The 13,536-nt window shown below is 54.5% G+C and carries 12 protein-coding genes; 8 read left to right on the top strand and 4 right to left on the bottom strand.

What is annotated here, in order from left to right:
* Positions 1–13 precede the first annotated feature (13 nt).
* From ACG0Z5_RS06625 to kbl, 3 genes are all read right to left on the bottom strand, one after another.
* Entirely contained in the window at positions 14–814 is an 801-nt protein-coding gene (locus ACG0Z5_RS06625; RefSeq protein WP_394446216.1) for a glycosyltransferase family 2 protein, read from the bottom strand.
* A 144-nt stretch (positions 815–958) separates the two neighbouring features.
* Complete coding sequence (tdh, locus tag ACG0Z5_RS06620) at positions 959–1,984, bottom strand: L-threonine 3-dehydrogenase (protein ID WP_394446215.1); 1,026 nt, start codon at positions 1,982–1,984, stop codon at positions 959–961.
* Positions 1,985–1,993: 9 nt separating this feature from the next.
* A complete protein-coding gene (gene kbl, locus ACG0Z5_RS06615; RefSeq protein WP_394446214.1) occupies positions 1,994–3,190 on the bottom strand; it encodes a glycine C-acetyltransferase in 1,197 nt (398 codons plus the stop codon).
* A 215-nt stretch (positions 3,191–3,405) separates the two neighbouring features.
* Here kbl and rfaD point away from each other — a divergent pair, with 215 nt between their 5' ends.
* The 5 genes from rfaD to ACG0Z5_RS06590 all read left to right on the top strand — a co-directional run bounded on the left by rfaD (position 3,406) and on the right by ACG0Z5_RS06590 (position 8,705).
* Positions 3,406–4,359 carry an ADP-glyceromanno-heptose 6-epimerase gene (gene rfaD / locus ACG0Z5_RS06610; RefSeq protein WP_394446213.1) on the top strand — a complete coding sequence of 318 codons (954 nt, stop codon included), beginning with the start codon at positions 3,406–3,408 and terminating at the stop codon, positions 4,357–4,359.
* A 107-nt stretch (positions 4,360–4,466) separates the two neighbouring features.
* Positions 4,467–5,513, top strand: a complete 1,047-nt coding sequence (gene rfaF / locus ACG0Z5_RS06605; protein WP_394446212.1) for an ADP-heptose--LPS heptosyltransferase RfaF — start codon at positions 4,467–4,469, stop codon at positions 5,511–5,513.
* Between the two features lie 3 nt (positions 5,514–5,516).
* Positions 5,517–6,503, top strand: coding sequence for a lipopolysaccharide heptosyltransferase RfaC (gene rfaC, locus ACG0Z5_RS06600; protein WP_394446211.1), 987 nt, complete (start codon positions 5,517–5,519; stop codon positions 6,501–6,503).
* Positions 6,496–7,599 (top strand): putative lipopolysaccharide heptosyltransferase III, encoded by a 1,104-nt coding sequence (gene rfaQ, locus ACG0Z5_RS06595; protein WP_394446210.1) that lies wholly within the window; start codon positions 6,496–6,498, stop codon positions 7,597–7,599. The genes rfaC and rfaQ overlap by 8 nt, the downstream gene beginning before the upstream one ends.
* Positions 7,596–8,705: a glycosyltransferase family 4 protein gene (locus tag ACG0Z5_RS06590; protein WP_394446209.1), complete on the top strand. Its 1,110-nt coding sequence runs from the start codon at positions 7,596–7,598 to the stop codon at positions 8,703–8,705. The genes rfaQ and ACG0Z5_RS06590 overlap by 4 nt, the downstream gene beginning before the upstream one ends.
* Here ACG0Z5_RS06590 and ACG0Z5_RS06585 read toward each other — a convergent pair.
* Positions 8,684–9,787 carry a glycosyltransferase family 4 protein gene (locus ACG0Z5_RS06585; RefSeq protein ID WP_394446208.1) on the bottom strand — a complete coding sequence of 368 codons (1,104 nt, stop codon included), beginning with the start codon at positions 9,785–9,787 and terminating at the stop codon, positions 8,684–8,686. The genes ACG0Z5_RS06590 and ACG0Z5_RS06585 overlap by 22 nt on opposite strands.
* A 255-nt stretch (positions 9,788–10,042) precedes the next feature.
* Here ACG0Z5_RS06585 and ACG0Z5_RS06580 point away from each other — a divergent pair, with 255 nt between their 5' ends.
* The 3 genes from ACG0Z5_RS06580 (at position 10,043) to ACG0Z5_RS06570 (ending at position 13,521) form a co-directional block, all read left to right on the top strand.
* On the top strand, positions 10,043–11,413 hold the full coding sequence (locus tag ACG0Z5_RS06580) for an O-antigen ligase family protein (RefSeq protein ID WP_394446207.1): 1,371 nt from the start codon (positions 10,043–10,045) through the stop codon (positions 11,411–11,413).
* Between the two features lie 144 nt (positions 11,414–11,557).
* On the top strand, positions 11,558–12,541 hold the full coding sequence (locus ACG0Z5_RS06575; protein WP_394446206.1) for a glycosyltransferase: 984 nt from the start codon (positions 11,558–11,560) through the stop codon (positions 12,539–12,541).
* An 8-nt stretch (positions 12,542–12,549) separates the two neighbouring features.
* Positions 12,550–13,521, top strand: coding sequence for a glycosyltransferase family 1 protein (locus tag ACG0Z5_RS06570; protein WP_394446205.1), 972 nt, complete (start codon positions 12,550–12,552; stop codon positions 13,519–13,521).
* Positions 13,522–13,536: the final 15 nt, after the last annotated feature.

Raw genomic sequence — 13,536 nt, 5'->3', positions numbered from 1 at the left:
CAGGCGAAAACGATCACTCAATGGCTTGAGAGTCCGAATGTTCTTTAGCAACGGGCTCTTTTTTCTCCTGGTGCTGATACCAGGCTTTGAAGTATTTCAGAAAGCTGTATGAGGTGGCGTATAACCCCGTCACGATGCCCACTTTTCCGTATCGCCACGCCCCACTGAAAAGATACCATTTGAAAAATGCACCGATCGCGCTAATCACCCCGCGGGCAATCGACGGTCGAATCTTCTGATACTTAACCAGTCGAGTGGTGTAGCTATTGAGCTTATTGAAGACTTCATGGAGCGAGTAAAACGTATCGTGGCGCACACGGCCGGGCATGACAGCAGTCATCACATTGCCCTCAACCTTGTCGTCGACTGGCCGATTATTGAATTGTGCCTGTGTGCGATTAAATAGCCGTACCGGGAAATCGGGAGAGGACACGGGGTAAATTGTGCGGACTTCTTCGCCCAATACATGCCAGTGACGCGCAATGCGCCAGGCGTAGTGTGCATCGGGTTCTTCTCCCGCTTTAAGCGCCAGAATAAACTCTACGGTTTCAGCATCCAGAATTTCGTCACTGTCCATGCAGAGCACCCAGTCATGGGTAGCTAATTGCGTAGCGTGCTGCATTTGCGCGCCGTGCATAGCGTAGGGATGATGACGGGGCGTAATACCATACTCCTGGCAAATACATGACGTCGCATCCGTACTGCCGGAATCCACCACAATAAACTCATCCGCCACTGCCACCAGCGGAGGCAGAACTTCACGCAACAGACGTGCAGAGTTAAAGGTCAATAAGCAAACAGTGAGTTTGAACATAGGCGCTACAAAGTTAAATGGAACCTCAACAAACTTTATAAACGTATGGGCAAAAAAGCGAAGAATTCCTGGCGGAAATCCGAATTTGAACTAAATAACGTGAAACTGGCACGAAAAAAAAGCGCCCGAAGGCGCTTTGTCTGATTAATCCCAGCTCAGGATAACTTTTCCGGATTGACCTGAACGCATGGCGTCAAAGCCCTTCTGGAAGTCGTCGATGCCGAAACGGTGGGTGATAATCGGGGAGAGATCCAGGCCTGACTGGATAAGCGCCGCCATCTTGTACCAGGTTTCGAACATCTCACGGCCATAAATGCCTTTGATGAACAGCCCTTTAAAGATGACTTTGGTCCAGTCGATAGACATATCTGATGGCGGAATACCCAGCATCGCGATACGACCCCCGTGATTCATGGTGTCGAGCATAGTGCGGAACGCCGGTGGTGCGCCGGACATTTCCAGGCCCACGTCAAACCCTTCGGTCATGCCCAGTTCGGCCATCACGTCGGTCAGGCTTTCTTTGGACACGTTCACCGCACGGGTGACACCCATTTTACGCGCCAGATCCAGACGGTATTCATTCACGTCGGTGATGACTACATTGCGGGCGCCGACATGTTTCGCCACCGCCGCCGCCATGATGCCGATTGGGCCTGCGCCGGACACCAGCACATCTTCACCGACCAAATCAAAAGAGAGCGCCGTATGAACCGCGTTGCCGAACGGGTCGAAGATGGAGGCCAGCTCGTCAGAGATGTTGTCCGGGATTTTGAACGCGTTAAACGCCGGAAGAACCAGATACTCGGCGAAACAGCCGGGGCGGTTGACGCCCACTCCGGTGGTGTTGCGGCACAGATGGGTGCGGCCAGCACGACAGTTACGGCAATGCCCACAGGTGATGTGGCCTTCACCGGAAACGCGGTCGCCGATTTTAAAGCCCTTCACTTCCTGACCGATGCCAACCACTTCGCCAACATATTCATGGCCGACGACCATCGGCACCGGAATGGTTTTTTGTGACCATTCGTCCCAGTTATAGATGTGTACATCGGTACCACAGATAGCGGTTTTGCGAATTTTAATCAGCAGATCGTTATGACCGACTTCCGGTGCCGGAACGTCGTTCATCCAGATGCCTTCTTCAGCCTTCAGTTTCGATAATGCTTTCATCTCACATCCTCAGGCAATCACGCCCAGTTGCTTACCGATGCGGGTAAACGCGTCCACCGCACGTTCAATTTGCTCAGGGGTATGCGCCGCAGACATCTGGGTGCGGATACGCGCCTGACCTTTTGGCACCACCGGGTAGAAGAAACCGGTGACGTAAATCCCTTCTTTTTGCAGCTCGCGGGCAAAATCCTGCGCAACGGACGCTTCACCTAACATCACCGGAATGATGGCATGATCGGCCCCGGCCAGGGTAAAGCCTGCGGCAGACATTTTCTCGCGGAACAGGCGGGCGTTGGCCCACAGACGGTCACGCAGTTCAGCGCCGGACTCCACCATTTCCAGCACTTTGATTGAGGCAGAAACGATAGCCGGGGCCAGAGAGTTGGAGAACAGGTACGGACGGGAGCGCTGACGCAGCCATTCAACGACTTCTTTACGCGCCGCGGTGTAACCGCCAGATGCGCCGCCGAGCGCTTTACCCAGTGTGCCGGTGATGATGTCTACGCGACCCATTACCTCGCAGTATTCGTGGGAGCCACGACCATGTTCACCCACAAAACCGACCGCATGGGAGTCATCCACCATCACCAGCGCATCGTACTTGTCGGCCAGATCACACACGCCTTTCAGGTTGGCAATCACGCCGTCCATCGAGAATACGCCGTCGGTGGCGATCAGCACGTGGCGCGCCCCGGCTTCGCGGGCTTCTTTCAAACGTGCTTCCAGTTCCTGCATATCGTTATTGGCATAGCGGAAACGCTTGGCCTTGCACAGACGCACCCCGTCGATGATCGAAGCGTGGTTCAGGGCATCGGAAATAATTGCATCTTCCGCGCCGAGCAGGGTCTCGAACAGGCCACCGTTGGCGTCAAAACAGGAGGAGTACAGGATGGCATCTTCCATACCGAGGAAATCGGCCAGTTTCTTTTCCAGCACTTTGTGGCTGTCCTGGGTTCCGCAGATAAAACGGACGGAGGCCATGCCGAATCCGTGGCTGTCCATGCCTGCTTTCGCCGCCGCGATCAGTTCAGGGTGGTTCGCCAGCCCCAGATAGTTATTGGCGCAGAAGTTGATGACATGGCTGCCATCACCGACGGTAATATCCGCCTGCTGGGCAGAGGTAATGATGCGTTCTTCTTTAAACAACCCTTCCGCGCGAGCGGTTTCCAGGTCGCTGGTTAACTGTTTGTAAAAATCACCACGCATTGCAACTCTCCAGATTCGGCAAAATTTGGCACATATTACCCAAAGCTCTACGCTGATACGAGATGACACAGCACCCGTTACCCGTTTTTGCAGCATAAATCACGTGTACCCCTGCGGGTTGTCGGTGAATGTGAAGACTCCGCACAGTGGTGGTATGATAAGAACCATTAGCGTCCGGGATAGTCCCGGTCACCCACATTTCAAAGGTTATCGTTATGATCATCGTTACCGGCGGCGCAGGCTTCATCGGCAGCAACATTGTTAAAGCCCTGAATGATAAAGGCATCACTGACATTCTGGTGGTGGACAACCTGAAAGATGGCACCAAATTCGTCAACCTGGTGGACCTCAACATCGCCGACTATATGGATAAAGAAGATTTCCTGATCCAGATTATGGCTGGCGAAGAGATGGGCGAGATCGAAGCAGTGTTCCATGAAGGCGCATGCTCTTCTACCACCGAGTGGGACGGCAAGTACATGATGGATAACAACTATCAGTACTCCAAAGAGTTGCTGCACTACTGCCTGGAGCGTGAAATTCCGTTCCTGTACGCCTCGTCTGCAGCCACCTACGGCGGCCGTACCTCCGACTTTATCGAATCCCGCGAGTACGAAAAGCCGCTAAACGTGTACGGCTACTCCAAGTTCCTGTTCGATGAATACGTGCGTCAGATCCTGCCGGAAGCCGATTCTCCGGTGGTGGGCTTCCGTTACTTCAACGTCTACGGCCCGCGCGAAGGCCATAAACGCAGCATGGCGAGCGTGGCCTTCCACCTCAACACCCAGCTCAATAATGGCGAAAGTCCGAAACTGTTTGAAGGCAGTGACAGCTTTAAGCGTGACTTCGTGTACGTAGGCGATGTGGCCGCCGTAAATCTGTGGTTCTGGGAAAATGGCGTTTCCGGTATCTTCAACCTCGGTACGGGTCGGGCGGAATCCTTCCAGGCCGTAGCCGATGCCACGCTGGCGTACCACAAAAAAGGCAGTATCGAATACATTCCGTTCCCGGAAAAACTGAAAGGCCGCTACCAGGCATTCACTCAGGCTGACCTGACCAACCTGCGTGCGGCTGGCTACGATAAGCCATTTAAAACCGTGGCCGAAGGCGTAACGGAATATATGCACTGGCTGAACCGCGACAACGATACAAATTCACAAAATCATTGAAGCAGTATCAAGGCGGCAACTGAGTGAACCCCCAGGAGCATAGGATAACTATGTGACTGGGGTGAATGAAGGCAGCCAACGCAGAGACAGCTTGAAGGATGAAGTGAATGAAGATATTGGTGGTTGGCCCGTCATGGGTGGGCGACATGATGATGTCGCAAAGTCTCTATCGCACGCTCAAGGCGCGCTATCCCCAGGCGATCATTGATGTGATGGCACCCGCGTGGTGCCGTCCGCTTTTATCGCGTATGCCGGAAGTGAATGAAGCGATCCCCATGCCGCTGGGGCACGGCGCGCTGGAAATTGGCGAGCGTCGTCGGCTTGGAAAAAGCCTGCGTGAAAAACGCTACGACCGCGCGTATGTCCTGCCAAACTCGTTCAAATCTGCCCTGGTACCGTTCTTTGCGGGTATTTCGCAGCGTACCGGCTGGCGCGGTGAAATGCGCTACGGTTTACTGAATGACGCTCGCGTGCTGGATAAAGCTGCGTGGCCGCTGATGGTCGAACGCTATGTGGCGCTGGCCTATGACAAAGGCGTGATGCGCTCGGCGAAAGATTTACCGCAACCGTTGCTGTGGCCGCAGCTTCAGGTGAACGAAGGCGAAAAATCGCAGACCTGTACCGCATTCAACCTCTCGACGGAACGCCAGATAATCGGTTTTTGCCCCGGGGCCGAGTTTGGCCCTGCAAAACGCTGGCCACATTACCATTACGCCGAACTGGCTAAACAGCTGATCGACGAAGGGTATCAGGTGGTGCTGTTCGGCTCCGCCAAAGACCACGATGCCGGGAATGAGATCCTCGCCGCACTCAGTCAGGAACAGCTGGCCTGGTGCCGTAATCTGGCGGGTGAAACCCAGCTTGAACAAGCGGTCGTTCTGCTCGCGAGCTGTAAAGCCGTCGTCACCAACGACTCGGGGCTGATGCACGTTGCGGCGGCGCTGAACCGCCCGCTGGTTGCGCTTTACGGCCCAAGCAGCCCGGACTTCACTCCACCGCTGTCGAACAAAGCTAAGGTGATCCGGCTGATTACCGGCTACCACAAAGTCCGCAAAGGCGATGGCGACGCCGGTTATCACCAGAGCCTGATCGATATTACGCCAGCGCGCGTGCTGGAAGAGCTAAACCCGCTGTTGCTGGCCGAGGACGTGTAACGAATGCGCGTGCTGATCGTTAAAACCTCCTCAATGGGCGATGTGCTCCACACCTTGCCCGCCCTGACCGATGCCACACAAGCGATCCCTGGGATCCGCTTTGACTGGGTGGTGGAAGAAGGCTTCGCACAAATTCCCGGCTGGCATGCGGCGGTGGATAGCGTCATTCCGGTGGCGATTCGCCGCTGGCGCAAAGCCTGGTTCTCTGCCCCGGTAAAAGCCGAACGCCGCGCGTTTCGGCAACTCGTGCAGGCGGAACAATATGACGCCATCATTGATGCCCAAGGGCTGGTGAAAAGTGCGGCACTGGTGACGCGCCTGGCGCACGGCACAAAGCACGGCATGGATTGGCAAAGCGCCCGCGAACCGCTGGCCAGCCTGTTCTACACGCGTCGCCATCACATCGAAAAGCAGCAGCATGCCGTCGAACGCACCCGGGAACTGTTTGCCAAAAGCCTCGGTTACCCAAAACCGCAGACCCAGGGCGATTACGCGATTGCACAACATTTTCTGACCACCCGCGACACGGCCGCTGCGCCTTATCTGGTCTTCTTGCACGCCACGACGCGTGATGAAAAACACTGGCCAGAGTCGCACTGGCGCGAACTGATTGCCCGCCTGGCGCCTGGCGGTCTGCAGATAAAATTGCTGTGGGGCGCCCCGCATGAAGAAGCGCGCGCAAAACGTCTGGCACAAGGGAATGTTAACGTAGAGGTTCTGCCTCGCATGAGCCTTGAAAAGGTCGCGCATGTGCTGGCGGGTGCTCGGGCAGTGGTCTCCGTCGACACAGGGCTAAGCCACTTAACGGCCGCGTTAGATCGCCCGAATATCACCCTTTACGGCCCTACCGATCCCGGTCTTATCGGTGGCTACGGAAAAAACCAAACCATTTGCCGCCCTGAGGGTTCAAACCAATTGAGCCAGCTCAGCGCGTCCACCGTTTTTGAGCAATTAATGCCCATCCTGGATGCAGAGAGTCATCATGCCTGATTTTTTCTCACCGAATCGTCCGCCAAAGCGGGTTCTGGTCATTAAGCTTCGCCATCACGGCGATGTACTCCTGACGTCCCCGGTCTTTACCGTATTGAAGAAAAACTGGCCAGACGTTGAGGTTGATGCCCTCGTTTATGATGATACGCAGGCGATGCTGACCAGCCATCCGTCTATTAATCAGGTACATACCATTGGCCGCAACTGGCGCAAGCAGGGTTTCATCAAACAACTGACGCTGTACCGGGCCTTGCTCAACACGCTGAAAGCCCGCGATTACGATGTGTTAATCAATCTGACTGAGCACTGGCACGGCGCGCGCCTGGCCCGTCGCCTGAAGCCTCGGGTATCCGTCGGCTTCAAACCGGATAAACGCAGCGGCCTGGCACGCCGTCGTTGGGTGAAATCCTTTACCACCCTTTACCCTGCGATTCAGGATAACTCTCGCCATATGGTGGAGGTGAATCTGGATGCGCTGCGTCATATCGGGATTCATCCGCAGACCGCCGAAGATAAGCACACGCTGTTTGTGCCCGGTGAAGAGGCGGAAGCCTCGATTGCGCAGAAACTGGCAGATTTTGGCGTGGCCGCCAACTCGTACGTGCTGGTGCACCCGACGTCCCGCTGGATGTTCAAAGCCTGGACGTTGGATAAACTCGCCGCCACCATCGATACCCTTTCCGCACGCGGCCTGCCGATTATTCTCTCTGCGGCTCCGTCCAAAGAAGAAAGTGAGTACATGGATGGCCTGCGGGCACTGCTCACCCAGCCATATCACGATTTAAGCGGCAAACTGAACCTGAAAGAGTTAGGCGCATTGATGAAGCACGCCCGGCTCTATTTTGGCGTGGATTCCATGCCGATGCATCTGTCGAGCGCCGTCGGCACCCCAACGGTCGCTATTTTTGGCCCAACCGGGGCGATTAAATGGGCACCGTGGGGCGTGCAGTATCGGGTGATCACCGCCGGATTTACCTGTCAGCCCTGCGGGAAGGCAGGCTGTGGTGATAGCCATGTTTCCGACTGCATTACCGCCATCACGCCTCAGCAGGTGTTGAGCGCTATCGATACGCTGCTTTTGGAAAACCCGGCATGAAGCTCGCTATCGTCAGACAAACCTACAATCCCAACGGCGGGGCCGAGCGATTTGTCTCCCGCGCCCTGAATGTACTGGCCCGCGATACCGAGATTGATGTCACGCTGATTGCGCGCAAATGGGAAAATGCGGCGGGCTGGAATACGTTGACCCTCGATCCACCGTTTCGCAATCGCCAGGCGCGGGAAGAGGGTTTTGCCGCCGCCGCCGCGGCACACTTCAACGATTTTGATCTCGTCCAGAGTCATGAACGTATCCCCGGAGCCTCAATTTTCCGCGCGGGCGACGGCGTTCACGCCGCATGGCTTGAGCAATACAACCGCATTCAGTCGCCGTTATCGCGCTGGGCACAGTCGTTTAGCCGTTACCACCGCTACATTCTGAACGCGGAGCAGCAGATGTTTACGCATCCTAATCTGCGCAATGTTATTTGCAATTCGCGGATGGTGCGGGACGATATCGTCCGTCGCTTCGGGCTCAGCGCCGACAAGCTGACCGTGATTTATAACGGGGTCGATACGCAACATTTTCATCCCAACGTGCGTCAGTTATCGCTTCGCGCGCAGCTTGGGGTTCCTGAAACGGCATCGGTGCTGGCCTACGTCGGTTCCGGATTTGCGCGTAAAGGCGTTGCCACCGCGCTCAAGGCCATTCAGCCTCATCAGGATGTCTGGCTGTTGGTCGCCGGGCGCGATAAACATGCGGCAAAATTTGCGAAACTGGCCCATAAGTTGGGCGTCGCGGCTCGGGTCAAATTTCTCGGCCCGGTGGCTGATGTACGTGAAGTTTATGGCAGTGCGGATGCCCTGATTCTGCCCACGCTCTATGATCCGTTCCCCAATGTGTGTGTGGAAGCGCTGGCCTGCGGTTTACCGCTGCTGACCAGTCACGGTTGCGGAGCCGCAGAGTGGTTAACCGAAGGGAAAAATGGTTGGGTTCGCGATGCGCTGGATGTGGCAGGTTACCAGCAGGTGATCGGCGCGTGGCTTGAAGGGCGGCATCGTGGGGTTGATTATGCGGCAGCGGCACGCGCCACCGCAGAACCCTATACCCTCGATAACATGGCCCGCCAGCTTCAGACCCTTTATCGTGAGTTGCTGAGCTGAGCGGCGTCGCTGAAGACTTTCTCCATCGCCGTCAACATACACTCCCGGGTGAAATGCGAATTCAGATATTCATTGCCCTGGCTGGCGAGTTGGCGGCGCAACGCTTCGTCGTGATACAGCGTGAGGATCGCCTCACGCAAAGCATCAACATCCCGCTGGCCAATTAATAACCCCGTTTGCCGGTCGATTATCGCATCCGCCGTGCCACCCGCATCAGTGGCGATGGTCGCTACGGCGGACGCCAGTGATTGCAGTACGCCCTGCGGCACACCTTCCATATCGTGTGATGGGCTAATCGCCACATCGAACGCCGGGAACCAGCGTTCAGGGTCGGCCCGATGACCCGCAAACACCACGCGCGTTAACAGATTTTGCTGGATAACTTCACTTTCCAGCGCTTCACGGTGCGGCCCATCGCCGACAATAGCGAGCTTGATTTGCGGAATATCGATTTGTGCCAACGCGTTGATCAATACGCTGTGGCCTTTATTCGGCCGTAAATGTGACACCACGCCGAGCCAGAAATCGCCCTGACGCAGATCGCAGTGATTGCGCGCGGCTTCTTTATCCCCCGGATGAAAACGCGATGTGTCCACGCCACTGGGAACTGAAGTAGTGTTTTCCAGCGGAACGCCTAATGCAACCATCTGCAAACGCAGCGCTTCTCCGGTGGAGACAATATGTTTGCAGGCCTTGCGAAACAGCCAACGTGTAGTCCAGTTGTTACGTGGCACCCCCGAGGCGTGGCGCGTGCGCACCAGCGGAACCGGACGGGATAAAAACAGATTCGCCAGCGCCACCAGCCAGGTATCGGCGGAGTTATGGCTGTTAATGACGTCGATGCTGTCGCGGTTGTCACGCAACCAGCGGCGCAGTTGCAGCAAATTGCCGACATTCTTCCGGCGCAGCGGCATGGTTACCACATTGAGCCCTGCCGATTGCGCCAGCTGATGCAGCGGCGCAGTTTCAGGGCAGAGGATGGTCACCTGATGCCCGCGTTGTATCATGCCCAGAGATTCATTGATGATACGCAGCGGCTGACCGCCTTTTCCGCCATCGGCTTCGGTGTGGACAATGTGCATACTTTTCCTGTTCATAACCTACATATCAAACTCATCGGCGTAGTATATACGTTGCTCTGATGTAATACATAAAAGACCCCGCAGTTACAAATGAGAGAGATTATTCCTGCTTACAAACATTGCCCTTCTGTAGCAGGGGTATCTGTGGTAATTTTCTCCGGTTTTTTAAATGGCACTGCGTAAACCCAGTGGAAACCACACAGCGTCCAAATCTTGCCGGTAAAGATGCCGAAGTCCGTAACCAGCCAAAAAACTATGACAAATACTCGAAATATCCTGACAGGGGCGATCATCCTGTCCGTATTGGCTTTATGTTTTATCTGGCCGATCCCAAATGATCAGCTGCCATTTCATCGTAATGGATTGATTTACCCCATTATTGTCGTTTCTTTTGGCCTGTTTTTCAGCTCCATAACCGCAAAGCAAAGTCTGAATTTAAGCAAAGTTAAATTCGTGCTCATCGCACTGTGGATATTGACCTTTTTCATTCTGATTAACGGCTTTTTTGTCGCCCCCGATATCAAAGAGATGGTGTCAACCTGGGATGGGCAATGGCTGCGTCCGGTATTGCTCTTCTGCGCCGGATTGGTGTTATTACCGGTAATCCAGACCCATTTCTCCTCGCTGACAGCAGCTCGCCTGTTTACGCTCGTTATCCTCTTCTTCTGGGGAGTCGTACTAATACACCTGCTGGATACCGCTTATCTCTACTGGCGTGATGGCATCATCCATTGGGGCGAGACGCGTATTGTTTACAACCGCACGCGGATGAGCTTCCAGGTGAACATGATAACCGGCTTTATCCTTGCAGAGCTGCTCTCACGCGGACTGCTGCGTCAGCGCTTCCTGCGCCTTAGCACACCGGTCCTGTCGTTCATGCTGCTCTGTAATTTGGTGTGCACCGGCCTGGTGGATACCCGCTGGGGCACCATCGGCCTGGTAGGCAGCCTGTTCTCGACTTTTATCCTTTTAAGCATGCATAGCATGCGCCGTAGTCGGGTTCTCCTGACGGGCGGTATTCTGCTGGCGATTGTTATCGCCTCTGTGGCGCTGGGCTATGCATCCTGGAAAACGGACCCGCGCTGGCAAAATCTTGAAAGTGATGCGGTGGCGGGATGGAATGCACCCTTTTCCAGCTTCTGCTACAACAGAACAAATGGAACCAGGCCATTAAACGATCTCGGTGTGCCAATGAACCATTCCAACGGTTGTCGCGCCAGCTTCTTCCACCAGGGCTGGAAACTGGTGGGTGAACATCCTGCCGGGATGGGGCCGCGCAAAGAGGCATTCCGCTACATACTGCGCCAGGATACCCAGGATAAACGCATTAATATCCCGCACAGCCATTATGGTCTGATTGAATTTGGTATTCAGAATGGCATTGCCGGGATCGCCGGATGGCTGATTCTATTGGCGGGATGCTGGTATATTGGCTGGAAAGAGTTCCGTCACGGCAACACCATGGTTGGGATGTTCCTGTTATTGTTCACCATTGGCTTCTTCTCCCGAACTATGGTCGACCATAATCTGAAAGATCACTATCTGGAGCAGTACATGTTCCTGACCGGATTGCTGATCGGCATGTGTGCCCTCCGAACGCCGCAAGCCACAGATAAACCTGCCTGAATGCGTATTGACCGCGTCCAGTCGCGATAAGCATGGCGCGGTCGAATCCTGCAGAACTCTTTAGCCTGACGGCTGTCGAATTGCCATCGCACGATACAGTTAGACTTTGATAACCACGTCACCGCGTTATACAACGGAGAAAGCATGTCTGGTACGCCGCAATTAAGCCTCATTGTCGCCGTTTACAATGGCGAGAAATTTCTGAGTGCTTTCTTTGACAGCATCAAAAAACAGAATCTCGACAATCTGGAACTCATTATCGTTAATGATGGTTCCAGCGATGGTTCGGCAGAAATCATCAGCCGCTATGCTGTCGAGTTTAGCGATTTTAAGGTGATTGATCAGGCTAACGGTGGTGTCTCGGCGGCACGCAACACCGGGCTTGCCGTGGCGAAAGGGGAATATGTTGCCTTTCCGGATATCGATGATGTTATCTATCCCGGAATGTACCCACGCCTGCTGGAAATTGCCTTTGCCGGTCAGTTGGATGTCGCGACCTGTAACGGGACCTACATTTACGACGATGGCCGTCCATCGAAAAAGATCTTCCCATCCGATAAGCTCTCTTCAACTGATGTGCTGGATGGCCCGACCTGGCTGCAAAAGGCGCTGGAGTCGCGCAAATTCCTGCATGTCACCTGGCTGAATATCTATCGTCATGCCTTTATCAAAGAGCAGGGATTTACCTTCGAGCACGGCCTGCGCCATCAGGATATTCCCTGGACAACAGAAGTGCTCCTGACCGCGAAACGCGTACAATATGTGGATGAGGTATTTTACGATTATCTGATTCACTCCGCCTCGGTGTCCCATACTCCAGGCACAGACGATACGCGGATGCGCTCATCTCGCCATTACATGAAGATTCTTGAGATGCTGGATGCCATCAACAAGCGCCATCCGGAACAGGTCAAACGCGTACCGGCTTGCCAGTGGCAGATTGCGAAAGAAGGCCTTGGGATCCTGCACAGCATTAACAACATTGAAGACATGGCGAAAAAGCGCGAGATAACGCGCGAGCTTTTCGACAGAGGCATCTGGTCAATGATCTGGCAGAATGCTCGTGGTTTTCGCCAGCGGTGGCGTTTGGGACGTCGCTACTTCCGACTTAAAAAAATTCTCGGCTAACGGACATTATGAGCAAACTTAAACTCCACGCGGTCTCCCGCGCTGATTTTATCGCTAAAAACTATGCAGATTTTCAGACCCTGCTCGATAACCGTGTAAACCCGGACGCTATCCCGGAACGCTTTTATTGCGGCGGACGCGGCGGATGGACATTCCAGACGACGCTGGCATTGAAACACTACTATGGTGATGAGATCGAATGTTCGTTCGGTTCAGAGTGCCGTTCTGACGCCATTAATCTGATGCACAACGACGACTTCGGATCGCGCGTAAAACCCTGGCGCGGCGTTACCGTCGTCGCACGAGCCGATCGCCCACCGGTTATCGGGGCAGATGTTGTGGTTGATCAAAATCCGGAAGTCGATGGCCACAGCAATCGTATTTTCGTTCCTTACTGGCCGCAGCCGGGCGTAAAACCTCGCCAGCGTACCGATGAAACCATTAAAACGGTGGCCTTCTTCGGCCGTGTTGATAGCTTCCCGGAAGCGTATCGTGAAGGCACTTTTAAGCAGCGCCTCGCCGAGCAAGGCATCGAACTGCGTATCTCGTTTGATAACTGGACTGATTACCAGGACGTAGATGTCTGCATCAGTTTTCGCAAATCCCACGACCATAAACTGGCTCGCAAGCCTGCCAGCAAACTTATCAACAACTGGCTGGGAAAAACGGTGATGGTTTGTGATGATGAGCCGTCGTACCGCGCTATTCGCGAAAGCGAACTGGACTATCTGATTGCGAAAAACCCGGATGAAGCGTTTGACGCGATCATGAAACTGAAAAACTCCCCTGAGCTGTACCGCCAAATGCGAGAACAGGGCGACAAACGTTTGCTGGTCTATTCCCGTGAAGCCGTTGCGGCGCGGTGGTTAAGCCTGTTTGAGGATATCTGGCGTAACGGACTGCATAATCGCCCTACACTGGTTCGCGCATTACGCTTTGGTTTTGGTAAAGCGATTCGTCCGCTGACTAAAAAGTTCTGAGTAAGATTGAGTCCA

Origin of the sequence: Scandinavium sp. M-37 (assembly GCF_043558715.1) — a bacterium.
In the GTDB taxonomy this organism is placed as follows: domain Bacteria; phylum Pseudomonadota; class Gammaproteobacteria; order Enterobacterales; family Enterobacteriaceae; genus Scandinavium; species Scandinavium vulneris_A.
The sequence above is the reverse complement of the archived record's forward strand: the minus strand, read 5'-3'. Positions and strand labels throughout refer to the sequence as shown.